General features: G+C 59.7%; 18 protein-coding genes. 8 read left to right on the top strand and 10 right to left on the bottom strand.

What is annotated here, in order from left to right; genetic code table 11:
* Nucleotides 1-187: 187 nt before the first annotated feature.
* The 7 genes from BLU71_RS24845 (at nt 188) to BLU71_RS24815 (ending at nt 5,506) form a co-directional block, all read left to right on the top strand.
* On the top strand, nt 188-694 hold the full coding sequence (locus BLU71_RS24845; RefSeq protein ID WP_065615518.1) for a hypothetical protein: 507 nt from the start codon (nt 188-190) through the stop codon (nt 692-694).
* A 154-nt stretch (nt 695-848) separates the two neighbouring features.
* Nucleotides 849-1,481, top strand: a complete 633-nt coding sequence (locus tag BLU71_RS24840; RefSeq protein WP_016771906.1) for a TetR family transcriptional regulator — start codon at nt 849-851, stop codon at nt 1,479-1,481.
* Nucleotides 1,482-1,779: 298 nt separating this feature from the next.
* A complete protein-coding gene (ureE, locus tag BLU71_RS24835; RefSeq protein WP_042608946.1) occupies nt 1,780-2,280 on the top strand; it encodes an urease accessory protein UreE in 501 nt (166 codons plus the stop codon).
* The gene (locus BLU71_RS24830; protein WP_064363055.1) at nt 2,277-2,951 is read left to right on the top strand and encodes an urease accessory protein UreF; all 675 of its coding nucleotides are present in this window, start codon (nt 2,277-2,279) and stop codon (nt 2,949-2,951) included. Before ureE ends, BLU71_RS24830 begins: the two co-directional genes overlap by 4 nt.
* 23 nt (nt 2,952-2,974) lie before the next feature.
* Nucleotides 2,975-3,589: an urease accessory protein UreG gene (gene ureG, locus BLU71_RS24825; protein WP_042608948.1), complete on the top strand. Its 615-nt coding sequence runs from the start codon at nt 2,975-2,977 to the stop codon at nt 3,587-3,589.
* A gap of 27 nt (nt 3,590-3,616) precedes the next feature.
* Complete coding sequence (locus tag BLU71_RS24820; RefSeq protein ID WP_083354091.1) at nt 3,617-4,189, top strand: HupE/UreJ family protein; 573 nt, start codon at nt 3,617-3,619, stop codon at nt 4,187-4,189.
* Nucleotides 4,190-4,372: 183 nt separating this feature from the next.
* On the top strand, nt 4,373-5,506 hold the full coding sequence (locus tag BLU71_RS24815; RefSeq protein ID WP_083354090.1) for an AGE family epimerase/isomerase: 1,134 nt from the start codon (nt 4,373-4,375) through the stop codon (nt 5,504-5,506).
* 93 nt (nt 5,507-5,599) lie between these two features.
* On the opposite strand, the gene BLU71_RS24810 is transcribed toward BLU71_RS24815, so the two are convergent.
* The 9 genes from BLU71_RS24810 to BLU71_RS24765 form a co-directional block, all read right to left on the bottom strand.
* Nucleotides 5,600-6,505, bottom strand: a complete 906-nt coding sequence (locus tag BLU71_RS24810; RefSeq protein WP_042608951.1) for a cation diffusion facilitator family transporter — start codon at nt 6,503-6,505, stop codon at nt 5,600-5,602.
* Between the two features lie 205 nt (nt 6,506-6,710).
* The gene (locus BLU71_RS24805; RefSeq protein WP_083354089.1) at nt 6,711-7,475 is read right to left on the bottom strand and encodes an SDR family oxidoreductase; all 765 of its coding nucleotides are present in this window, start codon (nt 7,473-7,475) and stop codon (nt 6,711-6,713) included.
* Nucleotides 7,476-8,313: 838 nt separating this feature from the next.
* Nucleotides 8,314-9,030, bottom strand: coding sequence for an ABC transporter ATP-binding protein (locus BLU71_RS24795; RefSeq protein WP_042608953.1), 717 nt, complete (start codon nt 9,028-9,030; stop codon nt 8,314-8,316).
* Nucleotides 9,027-9,899 carry an ABC transporter ATP-binding protein gene (locus BLU71_RS24790; protein ID WP_042608954.1) on the bottom strand — a complete coding sequence of 291 codons (873 nt, stop codon included), beginning with the start codon at nt 9,897-9,899 and terminating at the stop codon, nt 9,027-9,029. The genes BLU71_RS24795 and BLU71_RS24790 overlap by 4 nt, the downstream gene beginning before the upstream one ends.
* Nucleotides 9,896-11,197: a high-affinity branched-chain amino acid ABC transporter permease LivM gene (gene livM, locus BLU71_RS24785; RefSeq protein ID WP_024011385.1), complete on the bottom strand. Its 1,302-nt coding sequence runs from the start codon at nt 11,195-11,197 to the stop codon at nt 9,896-9,898. Before livM ends, BLU71_RS24790 begins: the two co-directional genes overlap by 4 nt.
* A 3-nt stretch (nt 11,198-11,200) precedes the next feature.
* On the bottom strand, nt 11,201-12,115 hold the full coding sequence (locus BLU71_RS24780) for an ABC transporter permease subunit (protein ID WP_039756948.1): 915 nt from the start codon (nt 12,113-12,115) through the stop codon (nt 11,201-11,203).
* Between the two features lie 241 nt (nt 12,116-12,356).
* A complete protein-coding gene (locus BLU71_RS24775; RefSeq protein ID WP_042608955.1) occupies nt 12,357-13,490 on the bottom strand; it encodes an ABC transporter substrate-binding protein in 1,134 nt (377 codons plus the stop codon).
* Nucleotides 13,491-13,858: 368 nt separating this feature from the next.
* Entirely contained in the window at nt 13,859-15,142 is a 1,284-nt protein-coding gene (locus tag BLU71_RS24770; protein WP_065615513.1) for an NAD(P)/FAD-dependent oxidoreductase, read from the bottom strand.
* Nucleotides 15,143-15,295: 153 nt separating this feature from the next.
* Entirely contained in the window at nt 15,296-16,786 is a 1,491-nt protein-coding gene (locus tag BLU71_RS24765) for an aldehyde dehydrogenase family protein (protein ID WP_042608957.1), read from the bottom strand.
* A 164-nt stretch (nt 16,787-16,950) separates the two neighbouring features.
* Here BLU71_RS24765 and BLU71_RS24760 point away from each other — a divergent pair, with 164 nt between their 5' ends.
* Nucleotides 16,951-17,847: a LysR family transcriptional regulator gene (locus tag BLU71_RS24760; RefSeq protein ID WP_065615512.1), complete on the top strand. Its 897-nt coding sequence runs from the start codon at nt 16,951-16,953 to the stop codon at nt 17,845-17,847.
* A 108-nt stretch (nt 17,848-17,955) separates the two neighbouring features.
* On the opposite strand, the gene BLU71_RS24755 is transcribed toward BLU71_RS24760, so the two are convergent.
* Nucleotides 17,956-18,768 (bottom strand): helix-turn-helix domain-containing protein, encoded by an 813-nt coding sequence (locus BLU71_RS24755; protein ID WP_065616939.1) that lies wholly within the window; start codon nt 18,766-18,768, stop codon nt 17,956-17,958.
* Nucleotides 18,769-18,906: the final 138 nt, after the last annotated feature.

Genomic DNA, 18,906 nt, shown 5'->3' with positions numbered 1-18,906 from the left:
CGCGAGTGAGTCGAAAATACCCACGACGGTGCAAAACCGCCGCCCGCAAAGCCCCGTGCTAGAGCCCTCGCGCGGAACAATCAATTCTGTTGATTATTACCATTGCGTTTATGAACTTTTATATCGACTTATCGAGAGTAGCATTGCCCTCGTACCCACTTTATCGCCCTCCCAAGGAGCCACTATCATGAAACGCCAATTACTGCTCAGCCTTACCCTGTCGATGCTAGCCAGCACTGCTTTCGCCCTGCCCGCTGCCGATCAGGCCACTCCGCAAATCAAATCGAGCCACTCGGTGTTTAGCCAGACCGTAGCTTCCGACGGTTCCGAGCGCACTCCACAAGGTCAGACTCTGGCTGAAAACGGCCGCAACCGCCTCGAAGAAAAAGGCCTGGTTCAAGACGGCTCGGATCGCACCCCACAAGGCCAGGCCCTGGCTGAAAACGGTCGCAATCGCCTCGAAGAAAAAGGTCTGGTGCAAGACGGTTCGGATCGCACGCCTCAAGGTCAGATCCTCGCCTCCGACGGCACCGAGCGCACCCCACAAGGCCAGACCCTGGCTTCCGATGGTTCCGAGCGCACTCCACAGGGCCAGACCCTGGCTGATGACGGCTTCGATAAAACCCCACTGGGTCAAGCCCTCGCTGAAGGCGGTGGTGACCGTGTGATCGAACGCAACAGCAAACTGAGCTGAGCCCATGACGGCCCGGCAAAAAAGCCCAATCAGCGGATTGGGCTTTTGACTTTTCAGCTTCTGTAAATTCCTCGCTGCACGACTCCCCGTTCGACGCCGACAAAGCCGATTTGCTAGAGTGCGGCGCTTGTCCTGCCGAAGAACACACCCTGCGATGCTGCCCCGCGCCGAACAGAAACAACAGACCCGCAACGCCTTGATGGACGCTGCCCGCCACCTGATGGAAAGCGGCCGAGGATTCGGCAGCCTGAGCCTGCGCGAAGTGAGCAAGACCGCCGGCATCGTGCCCACTGGGTTCTATCGTCACTTTGCCGACATGGACGAGTTGGGGCTGGTGCTGGTCAGCGAAGTCGGCCAGACCTTCCGCGAGACCATCCGCCTGGTGCGGCACAATGAATTCGTCATGGGCGGCATCATCGATGCGTCGGTGCGCATCTTCCTTGATGTGGTCAACGCCAACCGCTCGCAATTCCTGTTTCTCGCCCGCGAACAGTATGGCGGCTCGCTGCCGGTACGGCAGGCAATCGGACGCTTGCGCGAAAACATCAGCGCCGACCTCGCGGCGGACCTGGCGCTGATGCCCAAACTGCAACATCTGGATCTGGCGGGTCTGAGCGTGATGGCCGACCTGATCGTCAAATCAGTCTTCGCCACCCTCCCCGACATCATCGACCCACCGGCCGAAGCCTTGCCGGAGCACCTGACGCCGCAGGCGAAGATCACCCAACAGTTGCGCTTCATCTTCATCGGCCTCAAGCACTGGCAAGGGCTGGGCAGTACCGAATAACTCCCCCCTACCGCGACAACACATATCCCCTGTAGAAGTGAGCCTGCTCGCGATAGCGGTTTAACAGTCAGATATTTACTGACTGATCCACCGTCATCGCGAGCAGGCTCACTCCTACAAGGGTGCACCGCGATAGCCTCGATTTGGTGCATGACAAATTCTTCATGCACCAAAACCTTCCAGAATCCCCGCACCTGTTGAAAGATCGGATGCGCGCCGACAGCTATTTCCTACATCTCGTGCGATTGGCGCGGCCCTTGCTCTAGCCCAATCAACGCTCATTGCTGGAAGCTTTCCGATGCTGGTGATTCATCGCAGAATCGACCCTCAACCCGTCTGGGCCGCCGAGTTGCACCTGACCTTCGAAGCGCGCAGCAAAAGCCGTTTGCGCTGTTTCAGTGCCGAAGGCGAAGACGTCGGGTTGTTTTTGGAGCGCGGCCAGCCACCGCTGCATGACGGCGAATGCCTGCAGGCCGAAGACGGCCGCGTCGTGCGCGTCTGCGCCCGTCCCGAACAACTGCTCCATGTCACCTGCGCCAATGCGTTCGAACTGACGCGCGCGGCCTATCACCTCGGCAACCGCCATGTCGCCCTGCAGGTCGGCGATGGCTGGCTGCGCCTGCTCGACGATTACGTGCTCAAGGCCATGCTCGAACAGCTCGGCGCACAAGTCGAAGCCATCGAAGCGCCGTTCCAGCCGGAGCACGGCGCCTACGGCGGCGGCCATCATCATTCCCGCCACGGTGACGAGGACTTCAACTACGCGCCGAAACTCCATCAGTTCGGCGTGCGCCTGTGAATCCGGCCTGGGCGCTGCTGCGTCTGGCCAGTCCGCAATTGCCGATTGGCGGCTACAGCTATTCCCAGGGTCTGGAAATGGCGGTGGACAACGGCCGGGTTAACAACCCGGACAGCGCCCGACGCTGGATCAGTGATCAATTGCTGCTGAATCTCGCACGCTTCGAAGCGCCGCTGCTGTTGGCGCATTGCCGGGCGGCGGCGGACGAAAACTGGGCCGACCTGCAGCTACTTTGCGAAAACCATCGTGCCAGCCGCGAAACCCGCGAACTGCATCTGGAGAGCCGACAGATGGGCTACTCCTTGCAGCAGTTGTTGAACGGTTTGCCGGAACTCGACGCGTCCGCCCGCGATTTTCTTGCACAGATCACAGAACCGCATCTGGCCCTGTGCTGGGCACTGGCCGCGCGCGCCTGGGGCATCAGCCCCCAGGACGCACTTGCCGCGTGGCTGTGGAGCTGGCTGGAAAACCAGCTCGCGGTATTGATGAAGACCTTGCCGCTGGGCCAGCAAGCCGCCCAGCGCCTGACCAGCGAGCTGCTGCCGCTGCTGCAACAGGCGCAGCACGACGCAAGCCAAATCAACCCCGAACACATCGGCAGCGCCGCTTTCGGTCTGTCCCTGGCCTGCATGGCCCATGAACGCCAGTACAGCCGTCTCTTCCGCTCTTAGGCCTGTTTATTTTGGAGAATGAAATGCAAACACAACCTCTGCGCGTCGGCATCGGCGGCCCGGTCGGTTCCGGCAAGACTGCGCTGACTTTGGCCCTGTGCCTGGCCCTGCGCGAGCGCTACAACCTCGCCGTGGTCACCAACGATATATACACCCGCGAAGACGCCGATTTCCTGGTGCGCAACGAGGCCCTCGCGCCGGAGCGGATCATCGGCGTGGAAACCGGCGGTTGCCCGCACACCGCAATCCGCGAAGACGCTTCGATCAACCTTGAAGCGGTCGACCAACTGAACCGACGCTTTCCGGGGCTGGATCTGATTCTGGTCGAGTCCGGCGGCGACAACCTCTCGGCGACCTTCAGCCCGGAGCTGTCCGACCTGACCATCTACGTGATCGACGTTTCCGCCGGCGACAAACTGCCGCGCAAGGGCGGGCCCGGTATCTGCAAGTCCGACCTGCTGGTGATCAACAAGATCGACCTGGCTCCGCTGGTGGGCGCCTCGCTGGAAATGATGGACAGCGACACCAAACGCATGCGCAACGGCAAGCCGTTCGTGTTCAGCAACCAGAAAACCGGTCAGGGCCTTGAACAGATCATCGCCTTCATCGAACGCCAGGGCCTGCTGACCGCCGCCTGACTCACTTATCAACAAGGAAGCTTATCCATGACATTCAAACGCATTCTTGGCGCCGTGGCGCTGCTGCTGACACCGGCGCTGGCCTTCGCTCACCCGGGCCATGGCGACAGTGGCCTGGTCGCGGGCATCAGCCACCCGATCGGCGGTCTCGACCATTTGCTGGCAATGCTCGCCGTCGGTTTGTGGGCGGCGCAGCAACAAGGCGCGGCGCGCTGGGCGCTGCCGTGCACCTTTGTCGGCACCATGCTGCTGGGCGGCCTGCTCGGTTTTGAAGGGCTGGAGTTGCCAGCGCTGGAAAGCGGGATTGCCGCGTCGGTATTGGCGCTGGGCCTGGCCGTGGCACTGGCGGTGCGTCCACCGCTGGTGATGGCGGTGGCGGCGACGGCGCTGTTTGCGCTGTTCCATGGCGTGGCGCATGGGCTGGAGTTGCCGGAGATGAGCAGCCCGTGGGCGTATGCGGCCGGGTTTGTCGCGGCGACGGCGGTGTTGCATGCGCTCGGCTATGGCGTGGTGCGGGTTCTTCCGCAGGCAGCGGCACCGCTTGTGCGACTGGCGGGTGCGGCTTCGGCGGCGACTGGGGTCTGGTTGTTGGCAGGATGATTGTTTAGCGCCTGCACTGGTCTCTTCGCGAGCAGGCTCGCTCCCACAGGTTTTATGTACGCTGCAAATCCACTGTGGGAGCGAGCCTGCTCGCGAAGACGGCCTGACAGACACCGCATCTCTCAAGCAGTGCTCTCTGCTACCATGTCGCGCAATCGCCCCAGCCCGTGACGACATCCGCTCATGCCCCACGCTTCCCGCTCCACCACCCTGCCCGAATTGACCACCCTGTTTGCCGAGGTGCAGAAGCATTTTCTGCATGTCATCGTGCCGCTGTGGCAAGGCCCGGGCTGGAATGCCGACATGGCGTTGCCCTATGAGGCGCTGGACGCCGCGCATCAAGCGTTGCCGGCGCAACGTTATCGGGCAATGGCCTGCGCACGGCAGCTGTACCTGTTCTCCAGCCTGATCGGGGTTGTGGGTAACGCCGAAGCACGGGCGGCGGCGCTGTTCCGTTCCTTGCAACGGCACTTCCATGACGCTGAGCATGGCGGCTGGTTCTACAGCATCGACGCCCAGGGCAAGCCGCTGGATCAGCGCAAGGATCTCTACACCCACGCTTTCATTCTGTTTGCCTGCGCGCATTACTGGAACAAGTCCGGCGATTCGCTGGCCGAGTCGACATTGAACGCCGCGCTGGAAATCATCGGCCGCCGTTTTGCCACCGGTGACGGCTTGTACGAAGCCTGCCTTGAGCGTGACTGGATCACCTTGCAGACCGGCCCGTTGCAAAATCCGCTGATGCATTTGGCTGAAGCCTTTCTGGCTACCCTTGCGGTGCGCGAAGATCCGCAGACGCAGAAAGCCCTGCTTGAGTTATGCACAGCCATGCACAAGCAATTCGTCGATCCGCAACATGGCGTGTTGATGGAGAAGCCGCTGGGCGCTGTGGATAACTGGTACGAGCCGGGGCATCAGTTCGAATGGTATTTCCTGCTCGAATCGTCGCCGCTGTTGCGCGATTCCAAACTGCATCGGGCATTGGATCGGGCGTTTGCCTTTACCGAACAGTATGGCGTGCTGGAGTCTTGCGACGCCGTGCGGGCGATGCTTGATCTGGAAAGCAATGGCCGACCAAGGGATTCGACCCAGCGTATCTGGGCTCAGGCCGAATACCTGCGCGCACTGACGTTGCGCAAGGATAGCGGAGCGGCGGTGCTGCGCCAGTTGCAGGCGTTGCAGCAACGGTTTCTACACGCCGGTGGGTGGCACGAGTGCCGGGATGAAAACGGCGAAGTCAGCCGCAAGGACATGCCTTCGACCACGCCTTATCATTTGGCGACCTGCTATCACGGTTTGGCCGCTTATCTTGCTTGAAGATCAAAAGATCGCAGCCTTCGGCAGCTCCTACACAGAAACGCATTTCAAATTATAGGAGCGAGCCTGCTCGCGAATGGCGTTATGCGGTCATCAGGCAATCCACTTCTTGTCCCCGGTGAAGCTGATGGTCAGCCACCGCGCCGCATCCGGCTTGCCCAACTGCGCGGAAATCTGCTCACGCAACGCGTCCAGCTGCGCGACATTGCGCAACGGATAAGCCGCCGGCAGCACCACATGAATTTCGATGAACCGCGCCCGACCGTGCTTTTGTACGTAGGAGACGTAATCGTCGAAACCATGCTCGACCTTCGCCACCTCCATCACCTGCCGTACCTGCTCATCCAGCGTGTCCGGGGCGATACCCAGCACATCACGCAACGCCGGGCCGAGGATCTTCAACGCCGGGGGCAGCATGCTCAGCGCAAGTACGATAAGGATCAGCGGGTCGACATACACCGCCCACTCGCCATAACCCTGGGACTTGAGCAGCAGCGCGGCGAGGAAACTGATCAACAAGCCCACCGAGAGCATCGCATCGACCAGCCAACTGATGTTGTCGAACTGGATCAGGCTGGATTTAAGCGTGCGATTACGCCGGCGCACGTAGAAGAAATAAGCGAACTCGACGACGGTGAACACCGCCGCGTAGACGATCACCAGACCCAGCTCGATATCGCGACCACCGTTGATGATGCCGAACACGCCATTGAGAAATGCATAGATGGCGATCAGCAGCAGGAAGCTGCCTTCAATCAGCAGCACCATCGGCTCCAGATGCCAGAAGCCGAACTGGAAACGCTGATTGCTTTGCTTGGCGATCAACCGGGCGGTGATCAGCATCAGGATTTTGATAAACGTTGCGATCAGCGAGAAAAAACCATCGAACAGGATGGATTGCGAACCTGAAACAAAACCGGTGACGATCCCGGCAATCGACACCGCCAGCATCAGCAGCGTCGATTGTTTGAGCAGTGCCTGCTCACCTCGGTTACTCACTTGAACTCCTCATGAAACCTTGCACACCGCGGGGTGCGGCGGGCTGGCTGAGTGCGGAGTTTAGCTTATCGTCGATTTACACCCGACTTTGTGGCGAGGGAGCCTGCTCCCGCTGGGGTGCGAAGCGCCCCCCTGTTTCAGCAAAAAAGCAGGGGCCTGCTGCGCAGTCCAGCGGGAGCAAGCTCCCTCGCCACAGGATCAGGTATCAAGCCTTGTTACGCTCAATGGCAAACCCGGCCCAGGTCTGACTCACCGGCATCAGCTCCAGACTGTTGATGTTGATGTGCGCCGGGGTGTTCATCACCCAGAAAATTGTCTCGGCGATGTCCTGCGGCTGGATCGGCTCGGCGCCGGCGTAAGTGGCGTTGTAGCGTTCCTGGTCGCCGGCGAAACGTACCAGCGAGAACTCGCTTTCGCACAGGCCGGGTTCGATGTTGCTCACGCGCACGCCCGTGCCCTGCAAATCGCAACGCAGGTTCAGCGAGAACTGTTTGACGAAGGCTTTGGTTGCGCCATACACGTGGCTACCCGGGTACGGGTAGTTGCCGGCAATGGAACCGAGGTTGACGATACCGGCGCCACGGCCGTGGGCGATCAGGCGTGGCAGCAGCAGGCGGGTGGCGTACATCAGGCCTTTGACATTGGTGTCGACCATGGTGTCCCAATCATCCAGGTCGCACTTGGGCGCCGGATCGACACCAAGCGCCAGGCCGGCGTTGTTGATCAGGCCACGGAGTCTGGCGAACGACGGCGGCAGGTTGGCGATCGCCTCTTCCATCGCCTTGCGATCACGCACATCGAGGACCAGACCGTGCACTTCGGTCTGCTTCGACAGCTCGCTGCAGAGGGCGTTGAGGCGTTCTTCACGACGGCCGGTCAGCACCAGTTTCCAGCCAGCCTCGGCAAAACGGCGGGCACAGGCTTCACCAAAACCGGACGTCGCGCCGGTGATAAACAGGGTGTCGGACATCGTGTTCTCCTTGCTTCGGCCGCCACGGCAGCCCTTGGAATAGAAAATCAGCAGGCAGCATGCCCGCCCTCGCGGATACGGGCAACACCTGCCGTCTGTACAAAAATCAACCAGGTGCACCAAGTCCGCAGCCTGCGTGGCTTCCAGCCATGTGCACGCACGTTATCCACAGTCTGCTCCACAGTTTCCGGGGGCAAGTAGAAACGCGCAAAGCCGCGCTGCACAAGGCTTTGCGGGCGAAATGCAAAGTTTTTTGCTTGACCCTGAGTGACCGGATGTGCGGGACAGGGCATTTTGCACGACGGACGGTACAACCGCGTGATTGCGCGAGGCCAGCAATTACGGCCTTCAGCGAGGTCTTTCCAGAGTTTAGTCACAGACTTATCCACAGGCCGAGTCACACGAAATCCTGTGTGCTGCGAACGCTATAAAAAGGTTGACAATGGCACCTCGCGCTTGCTTGAAATTGCCTGATCAAAAAACAACCACAAGCTTGAAAGCCACGGATTACAAGGGCTGCAACCATATACACCCACGTTATGCACAGCCAGCTCCACAGCAATCGGGGACAAGTCAAAACTGTGGAAAAACAGCCATTTGCAGCGTCTATATGTCGCGCTTTGGCAGCTTGGGGAATTTGTTTTCCACAATTCTGAAAGTTGTGCAATTCCAATGTAGGAGTGAGCCTGCTCGCGATCGCGGTTATTCAGCAACATCTACAGGACTGACACACCGCTATCGCGAGCAGGCTCACTCCTACAGGGGGAGGTGGTGAGTTGGGGGGATAAAAAAACCCCGGGACTGTCGTCGCCGGGGCTGTGTATAACCGCGAGAAGAATCAGTGCCCGCCCAGATAGGCGTTACGCACCTCCTCATTCACCAACAGGTCTTTGCCTGTGCCGGTCAGACGGATCTCGCCGTTGACCATCACATACGCCCGATCCGACAGCTTCAGCGCATGGTTGGCGTTTTGCTCAACGAGAAAAATGGTCATCCCGGTTTTCGCCAGTTCACGCAGGGTGGCAAAAATCTGCTTCACCACGATCGGTGCCAGGCCCAGGCTCGGCTCATCGAGCAGCAACAATTTCGGCCGGCTCATCAGCGCACGGGCGATGGCGAGCATCTGCTGCTCACCGCCAGACATGGTCATCGCGCGCTGATTGCGTCGTTCTTCAAGCCGCGGGAACAGCTCGAACATGCGCTGCATGTCCTCTTTGGCGTACTTGTCGCCAATCGGGATGGTGCCCATCAGCAGGTTTTCCTCGACGGTCATGTCGGGGAACACCCGCCGTCCTTCCGGCGACTGCGCGATGCCGTTGGAGGCGATGTAATGCGAGGACTTGTGGGTAATGTCGACGCCTTGATAAAGAATCTGCCCGCCCGCCGCTCTGGGCTGACCGAAGATCGACATCAGCAGGGTCGACTTGCCGGCGCCGTTGGAGCCGATCAGGCTGACGGTCTCGCCTTCGTTGATCTGCAGCGAAACGCCTTTGAGCGCCTGGATCGGGCCGTAGAACACGTCCAGATTGCGCAATTCGAGGATCGGTTGGCTCATACCAGCTCCTCTTCGTCGGCGCCCAGGTAGGCTGCAATCACTTTCGGGTCGCTGCGGATCGCTTCCGGTCCGCCTTCGGCGATAACGATGCCGTGGTCGAGGACCACGATGTGATCGGAAATGCTCATGACCATGCCCATGTCGTGTTCGATCAGCACCACGGTCAGATCGTGCTCGTCGCGCAGCAGCCGGATCATCGCGCTCAGCGCTTCGGTTTCCTGAGGGTTGAGGCCGGCGGCCGGTTCGTCGAGGCAGATGATCTGCGGCCGCGTGCACATGGCCCGAGCGATCTCCAGACGGCGTTGTTGGCCGTACGACAGCTCACCGGCGAGACGGTTGGCGCAGTCGACTAGATCGACCACTTCCAGCCAGTAGAAGGCGACATCCAGCGCATCGCTCTCGGCCTTGCGATAGCCCTTGGTGTTGAGGATGCCGGCGAGCATGTTGCGGTTGACCCACATGTGCTGCGCCACCAGCAGGTTTTCCAGCACCGACATTTCCTTGAACAGGCGAATGTTCTGGAACGTCCGGGCCAGACCTGCACGGTTCACCAGGTGAGTCCCGCCGAACATTTTGTAGTACATGCGGCTGAGGAAGGATTTCGGCGAGACGAAATCGGTCGCTTTGAACGACTCGCCCAGCAGCTGGATGACGTTGGTCTGCTGGCCACGCACGTTGAGTTCGATCTTGCCGCCAGAGGCCTTGTAGAACCCGGTCAGGCAGTTGAACACCGTGGTCTTGCCAGCGCCGTTGGGGCCGATCAGGGCGAAGATCGAATTGCGTTTGACCTTCAGGCTGACATCGCTCAAAGCCTTGATGCCACCGAAATGCATCATCAGTTTTTCAACAGAGAGCACGACTTCACTCATGGCGCAGTCCTCTCGTAGTGAATGGCACCTTTGCGTGGTTTGACCCCGGTGCGGCTGATGCGGATCAGCCCGCGTGGTCGCCAGATCATCATCAACACCATCAGGATGCCGAACAGCAGCACTCGATACTCAGCGAAACCGCGCAGCAGTTCCGGGGCGACGGTGAGTACGAACGCAGCGATGACTACGCCGATGGTCGAGCCCATGCCGCCGAGCACGACGATGGCGAGGATCAGCGCCGATTCGAAGAAGGTGAACGAGGTCGGGTTGACGAAGCCTTGATAGGTGGCGAAGAACACCCCGGCCAGACCCGCCGTCGACGCACCGATGGTGAACGCCGAGAGCTTGACCAGCACGTGGTTGAGGCCCATCGAGCGGCAGGCGATTTCATCTTCACGCAGGGCTTCCCAGGCGCGACCGACCGGCATTTTCACCAGACGATGCTTGACGTACAGCACCGCCAGTACCACCAGGAACAACACCGCGTAGATGAAGTAATACTTCACGTCCGGGTTGTAGGTCAGGCCGAAGAACTCGTGAAACGGTACCCCGCCATCCTTCGCCCGCTTGCCGAATTCCAGACCGAAGAACGTTGGCAGTGGCGCTGGCATGCCGTTTGGGCCACCGGTCAGGGACAGCCAGTTGTTCAGCACCAGACGAATGATTTCACCGAAGCCCAGGGTCACGATCGCCAGATAGTCACCGTGCAGACGCAGCACCGGGAAACCCAGGATGCAACCGGCCAGGCCTGCGGTGATCGCCGCCAATGGCAGCACGGTCCAGAAACCCAGCCCCAGATACTGGTAGCCCAGCGCCAGACCGTAGGCACCGATGGCGTAAAACGCCACGTAGCCGAGATCGAGCAGACCGGCCAGACCGACCACGATGTTCAGCCCCAGTCCCAGCAGCACGTAGATCAAACCGAGGATGACCACGCCAAGCAGATAGGAGTTGGAAACAAACGGCACGATGATCGCCAGCACAATGATCAACGGAATGATCCAGCGCAGCCGCGATTTGTAATCCGCCGGCAGCACGTGCACGCCGGAACCGGTGCTCTCGAATCCGTCGAGGATCTTCAGGCCCTTGGGCGTCTGCAGGAACAGGCTGAGGGCAAAACGCCCGGCCATGACGATGGCAATGATCCACGCCACGCGGGTTGCTTCGAGATTGAAGCTGTAGCCGTCGAGGACCACGCCGACAATCGGCCCGAACACGATCAGCGCAATCAGGCCGGCAAGAATCGCCTCGACCAGACTTTTTTTGATATCGATGGATTTTTCAGTGGTTGCAGACATCGCTTACACCTTCGACACAAGAGGACGGCCCAACAGGCCCTGCGGCCGGAAGACCAGTACGAGGACGAGCAGCGAGAAACTGAACACGTCTTTGTAGTCGGAGTTGACCAGACCGGAGAACAGCGACTCGGAGATGCCGAGGATGATCCCGCCGAGCATGGCGCCGGGCAGTGAGCCGATGCCACCCAGAACCGCTGCGGTGAACGCTTTGATGCCGATGATGAAGCCGGCATAGAAGTCGAACGTGCCGTAGTTCATGGTGATCAGCACACCAGCGAGTGCCGCCATGGCTGCACCGATGATGAACACGTAGGAAATCACCCGGTCGGTGTTGATCCCCAGGATCGAGGCCATCTTGCGGTCTTGCTGGGTCGCGCGGCACATGCGGCCGAGCTTGGTGTATTTGATGACGTAGGTCAGCAGCCCCATGCCGACGAACGCGGCGATCAGGATGAAGACTTTGGTGTAGGTCAGTTGCACGAAGCCGCTGCCGACTTCAACACGCCAGGCACCGGTCAGCAGCGTAGGCACGCCCTGTTGTTTGGCGCCCTGAGCGATCTGTGCGTAGTTCTGCAGAATCAGCGAAATACCGATGGCGCTGATCAGCGGCGCCAGGCGGGTCGAGTTGCGCAGGGGTTTGTAGGCGACACGCTCGATGACCCAGCCATACACCGCCGTGACGACGATGGTGAAGATCAGCGTGCCGAGCATCAGCAGCGGGAAGGATTCGATACCGAAGTAAGCCAGCAGAGCCAGACTGATTGCCGCCAGGTAAGCGGAAATCATGTAAACCTCGCCGTGGGCGAAGTTGATCATGCCGATGATGCCGTAGACCATTGTGTAGCCGATGGCGATCAGGCCATAGACCGACCCGAGGGTCAGGCCATTGACCAGTTGCTGCAGGAAAATACCATCCATAACGCAATCTCACGCAGTGAGAACCTGCGCACCAATGGCGCGCGGTTCTTCTAGGAAAAATACAGATGTACGTCGGAGCAATGTCGGAGCGTGACCATCGGACCACCACCGCCCCCTGTAGGCCTTCGCCTGCTCGCGATGACGGACTGACAGGCAACACATGTGTTGAATGTTCAACCGCTATCGCGAGCAGGCTCACTCCTACAAGAAAACCGTGGTGATCAGATGATCGCTTCAGCCCTTACTTCTGCTTTTCCAGCTGGTGGTATTTGCCGTCCTTGTCCCACTGGTAAACCACGTAGTCGGAGACTTTCAGGTCGCCCTTGGAATCCCAGGTTTTTTCGCCCATCACGGTTTTCACCGGGTTGGCCTTCAGCCACTTGGCAGCGGCTTCGCCGTCGTTTTTCTTCGCGCCGTTGAACGCAGCGGCCAGAGTCTGTACCGAGGCGTAGGCGTACAGGGTGTAGCCCTCAGGCTCGGTGCCGGCCTTGCGGAATGCGTCCACTACGGTCTTGCTTTCAGGCAGCAGGCGCGGGTCGGCACCGAAGGTCATCAGCACGCCATCGGTGAATTGCGGGCCGCCGGCGGTGGTCACCAGCTCGTCGGTCACGATGCCGTCGTCGGACATGAACTTGACGTCTTTCAGGCCTTGTTCACGCAGTTGACGAACCAGTGGACCGGCCTCCGGGTGCAGGCCGCCGAAGTAGACGACATCGGCGCCGGCGCCACGGATCTTGGTCACGATGGTGCTGAAGTCTTTCTCGCCACGGGTCAGGCCTTCGTACAGCACAGGCTTGACGCCGCGTTTTTCCAGTTGCGCCTTGGTGGCGTCCGCCAGGCCTTGGCCGTAGGTGTCCTTGTCGTGCAGGACAACGACTTTCTTGCCCTTGAGGATGTCGACGATGTAGTCGCCGGCAACGATGCCTTGCTGGTCATCACGTCCGCACATACGGAACATGGCGCTCAGGCCACGCTCGGTCACCTGCGGGTTGGTCGAGCCCGGAGTGATCGCAATGATCCCGGCTTCGTCGTAGATCTCCGACGCTGGAATGGTCGACGAAGAGCAGAAGTGACCGACCACGCCGGCGACTTTCTGGTTGGTGAGGTCCTTGGCGACCGTCACCGCCTGCTTCGGTTCGCAGGCATCATCGCCTTTGACCAGGACGATTTTCTCGCCGTTGACGCCGCCCGCCGCGTTGACCGCATCGGCCGCCGCCTGTGCACCCTTCATGTACTGCTCGCCGAATGCCGCGTTGGCACCGGTCATCGGACCCGCTACACCGATCTTGATATCAGCTTGAGCAAACGCAGAAACACCCAGCGCAGTAGCCACTGCGAGGGCCAGAAAGCCTTTCTTGTAAAACGTCTGGGACATGAGGTGGTGCTCCAAGGTTTTTTTTAGTTGGCACTGCGACTTCACTTCACTCAAAGCGCAGAGCAAGGCCCGTGCCATCGGTTTTTTATTCTTCAAAAAGTCGCTGCGTTGTTGTTATTTCGACTGTTTCGTTCCCATTTTCATTGGGCGTGCAACCGTCTAAACCGCGGAAGGTGAAACCGTTTGTTTTTTCAAGCGCAACCCGCGCGCGCCATCATTGCAACCGCAGCGGCAAACGACGTGCAACCCGCCTGTAACAGCCCGCGTCACCGAACTGCACACTGCTGGTGCGCAACTGCTACAACCCGCACCATTACAGGCTAGTCGCTGGCTGCAAAAGCGCTGCGTCCGGCAACAAATTTCAACACTCAAATAACGATGCGCAGGCACTGGCCCGCGTGATACAGGGAAAACCCGGCCTCGTACAGGCAACTGCGCAAGCCCGCACCCGCCAAGGGCTGCATCGGTGCGAAGGGAATCGGCAGTGCCTGTGCATCGCCGTGGCACAGGTAATCGGCGAAGGCTTTGCCGACTACGGTGCCGGTGGTCACGCCGCGACCGTTATAACCGGTGACGGCCACCAGTCCCGGCGCCGGCTCGAACAGGCGCATCAGGTGATCAGGCGTAAAAGCAATGCGCCCGGTCCAGGTGCATTCCCACTCGACCGGCTTCAGATTGGGGAAGTAATGCTGCTGGACCCGATCAGCCCAGGCTTTGAGAAACCATGTCGGTTTCTGATTGCCATTACCGAGGCTGCCGAGCAGCAGACGTCCGTCCTTGTCGCGGCGAATACTGCTCAGCACCTGGCGGGTGTCCCACGAGCCCTGCCCGCCCGGAAGAATCGCCTGCGCGGCGTCTTCGGTGAGCGGCACCGAGGCGACCTGATAGTAATAACCGGGAAAGAAATTGCGTTTGAGCTCGGTCCAGTCGCCTTCGGTGTAGGCATTGGAGGCTATGACCACTTGCTCGGCGAGCACCGCACCCTGGGCGGTCTGCACTGACCATTTCTGCCCGATGCGTTCGAGGCGAGTCACTGGTGAATGATCGAACATCTGCCCGCCGAGCCCCAGCACCGCGTTGGCCAACCCGGTGACATAGGCCATCGGATTAAGCGTGCCGGCGCGACGATCAAGCAGCGCAGCGGCGATTTTCTGCGTACCGGTGGCTTGCTCGCAGGCTTTGCCGGTCAGCAACTCGACCGGCGCGCCACGGCGTTTCCATTGCTGCTCGCGACTGCGCAGGTCCGCCTCGCCCTTGGCGTTATGCGCCATGTGCAAAGTGCCTTCGCGACGCAACTGGCAATCGATGTGGTATTTATCCACAAGGCTGAACACCAGCGCCGGCGCCGCCCCGAGCATGCGGTTGAGCTGGCTGCCGACCGCCTCGCCGAAACCGGCCTCGATCTCGTCCGGGGGAATCCACATGCCGGCATTGACCAGCCCGACGTTGCGCCCGGAGCCGCCGTGCCCTGCGCGATGAGCCTCCAGCACGCAGGCGCTTTTGCCCTTTTCCAACAGATGCAGCGCCGCCGACAACCCGGTGAATCCGGCGCCGATCACGCAGACATCGACCTTGACCTCACCCCTGAGCGCCGAATGATCCGGACGTAGTGGCGTGAGCTTTTCCCACAGACATTCTTCGCGTAACGGCATTGCCAGACTCCAACAGAAACCCAACAAACACACTGCAGATCCTGTGGGAGCGAGCCTGCTCGCGAAAGCGGTAAATCAGCCAACATCAATGTCGACTGACCTGACGCATTCGCGAGCAGGCTCGCTCCCACAGGGCCATCGCATCAATCTCCATCAGTCAAAGGTAATGCCCTGCGCCAACGGCAATTCCAGCGAGTAGTTGACGGTGTTGGTCTGCCGGCGCATGTAGGCGCGCCAGGCATCGGAGCCGGACTCACGGCCGCCGCCGGTCTCTTTCTCGCCACCAAAGGCGCCGCCGATTTCCGCACCGCTCGGGCCGATGTTGACGTTGGCGATGCCGCAGTCGCTGCCGACCGCCGACATGAACCGCTCGGCCTCGCGAACATCGGTGGTGAAGATGCACGACGACAGGCCTTGCGGCACAGCGTTGTTCAAGCGCAGCGCTTCCTCGAAATCGCTGTAGCCAACCACATACAGAATCGGCGCGAAGGTTTCGCTGCAGACCACATCGCTCTGCTCGGGCATTTCCACGATGGCTGGCGATACGTAGTAGGCATTGGGGAACTGATCTTCCAGTTGGCGCTTGCCGCCGAACACCCGGCCGCCTTCGCTGAGTGCCTGCTCCAGCGCATCCTGCATGTTTTCGAAGCTGTGTTTGTCGATCAGCGGGCCGACCAGATTGCCTTGCAGCGGATGGCCGATGCGTACTTTCGAATACGCGGCTTTGAGGCGGGTGACGATTTCTTCCTTCACCGATTCGTGAGCGATCAGGCGACGCAGGGTCGTGCAGCGTTGCCCGGCGGTGCCGACGGCGCTGAACAGAATCGCGCGCACCGCCATGTCCAGATCGGCGCTCGGGCCGAGGATCATCGCATTGTTGCCGCCCAGCTCAAGTATGCTGCGGGCAAAACGCGCGGCGACTTTCGGCGCCACTTCGCGGCCCATGCGCGTGCTGCCGGTGGCGCTGATCAGCGCGACACGCGGATCGTCGACCAGCGCTTCGCCGGCATCGCGACCGCCAATCACCACTTGGCACAGGCTCGCCGGGGCATCGCTGAAATTCTTCACCACGCGGTCGAACAGCGCCTGACAGGCCAGCGCGGTCAGCGGGGTTTTCTCCGAGGGTTTCCACACCACAGGGTTGCCGCAAACCAGCGCCAGCGTGGTGTTCCACGCCCACACCGCGACCGGGAAGTTGAACGCGCTGATCACGCCGACCACGCCAAGTGGATGCCAGGTTTCGCGCATGTGGTGGCCGGGACGCTCGGAGGCGATGGTCAAACCGTACAACTGGCGCGACAGGCCGACGGCGAAGTCGCAGATGTCGATCATCTCCTGCACTTCACCCAGACCTTCCTGCGTGATCTTGCCGGCTTCCCACGACACCAGCTCGCCGAGGTCGGCCTTGTATTCGCGCAACACTTCGCCGAACTGACGCACCAGCTCGCCGCGACGCGGCGCCGGGACCTTGCGCCAGTGCTCGAATGCATGATCTGCACGACTGATGTGCTGCTCGACTTCGGCAGCGCCTTCCCAGTTCACCGAGGCAATCCGACTGCCATCGATGGGCGAATGCACCGGCACTTTGCCGTTCTGGTACAGGGCCGGGTTGACTCCCAGACGATCAAGCAATGCGGCAACCATCGGTCTCTCCTCAAGCAAAAACAGAATGTGTGCGGCCATTCAGTTCATGGCCGGGCAGGCCTTTAGTTGTAGCGTCACTGCGGCGATGCAACAAACGACCTTTACGCCAGATATCATTCCGTTTATTCATGCTGCGTACAGAAAGACAAGGAAAAGGACTGGCCATGCTGAACAAACGCCACTTGCCCTCGATCACCGCGCTGCAATGCTTCGAGGCCGTGACCCGGCACCTGAGTTTTACCCGCGCCGCCGAAGAGCTGAACCTGACCCAGAGTGCGGTGAGCAAACAGGTTGCACAGCTTGAAGAACTGTTGCAGCACTTGCTGTTCCGCCGCGTGCGTCGGCGTTTGCAGATGACTCCGGCCGGAGATTTGTATCTGGTCGAAGTCAGAAAAATCCTCACTCAAGTGGAGATGTCGACGCATTACCTGCGTTCCTACGGCGGAGAGACCGAAGTCCTGCGTGTATCCACCCCTTCGACCTTCGGTGCCCGCTGGCTGGTGCCGCGCCTGAAAGGCTGGCGACTGCGCCATCCGTCGATCCATCTGGACCTGTGCAACGAGCAGGAAGCCGATGATCTGTTGCAAGGGCGCAGCGATCTGGCCTTCTATTTCGGCCAGGCGTCGCGCCCGGGTACGGAGTCCCTGAAATTGTTCGGCGAAGAACTGGTACCGGTCTGCGCCCCGGGCAGCCTGCCCGACACGCCTTTGACTGACCCGACGCAACTCACCGATCTGGTGCTGCTGCAAAATGCCTCGCGACCGCAGGCCTGGCACGACTGGTTTGACAGCCAGGGCTACCACACCGAACACAGCTACCACGGGCCGCGTTTCGAAACCTTCTATATGTGCATCCGCGCCGCCCAGGTCGGCTGCGGCGTGGCACTCCTGCCACGGTTTCTGGTGGAAGAGGAATTGGCCGAGGGCAAACTGGTCATACCCTGGCAGCATGCGATGCCCAGCAGCGACGCCTATTACCTGGCCTACCCGGAGCACGCGGCGGAAGTGCCGAAGGTGCGCGATTTTGTGAAATGGATGCTTGAACAAATCGACAGCCCCTGACACCCCCTAGCAGGAGCTGTCGAGTGCAACGAGGCTGCGATCTTTGGATCTTGAAAAACAACATCAAGAGAACCCGACCTCGCTCCATCCGGAGTTTTTTCAGGACGGTCATCCAGCGATAACGAACAGGCCCTCCACAATCCGGGATTGGGCCAGGCGCGCGCGCAGATCATCATCAATGGCGCAATCATCAGGCTTATACAACCGAACGCGGCGGTATGCATCGATGGGATTGATTTCCTGCCCCAGATACTCCCATACGACCCTGGAGCATGCAGGAGCGCGATGATCCGCAGCGGAAACACCCATCTTCAACCCATTGAGCCGGGTAATGCAGCTTTTGAAGCTTGGAATAAGGATGGTCTGACTGATTTCGTTGGAGGTGAGCGATTCATAATCGATAAAAAACAAGCGATCCCGAAGGTGATAGGCAATACCCAGATATTGATAACGCTCAAATTCCTCTGCCGCTTCAGAAACCTGTAATCGCTCGTTTCGCTCATATACGATTTCATCGCCTTCGGCCCGTACATGTACCAGCGAGCACAGAATGGAGCCGGGCTCAGTCATCGCATGGTAGTACTCGTAGTAATAACCAGTATGCGATTTCAATTCAGGTGAAGACTGGCGGCGTAGATGTTCATGCATTATTTGTGACGCGGCCATTTCGACTAAAGAATGTTCCTTGTCAGCCTTCAGGCCTATCAGGATCGTGAATTGTTCGGTAGGCAGGATGATTTCGCTCTCATCGACACCAAAAAAATCACAGATGCGCTTGAGATTAAAAGGCGTAGGGAAACTTTTCCCACATAGATACTTATTGAATTGCCCACGATTGATGCGAACTTTCCTACAAACCTCCGCGACAGATCTGTAATGACTACAAAGCAGCCTCAAATTCGCCGGAAGAAAATCACACATATAATGACCCAGTAAAGACCAGAAAGGCGCAACCATAGCAGCAACTCGCATCACATTTAAGCAACTTGCGAAATTGCACCGAATCAAATATGGCGGGATATTACGACGCCTGAATGACTTCAGGCCTGAATACACCAT

Source organism: Pseudomonas moraviensis, assembly GCF_900105805.1.
GTDB lineage: Bacteria > Pseudomonadota > Gammaproteobacteria > Pseudomonadales > Pseudomonadaceae > Aquipseudomonas > Aquipseudomonas moraviensis_A.
The sequence above is the reverse complement of the archived record's forward strand: the minus strand, read 5'-3'. Positions and strand labels throughout refer to the sequence as shown.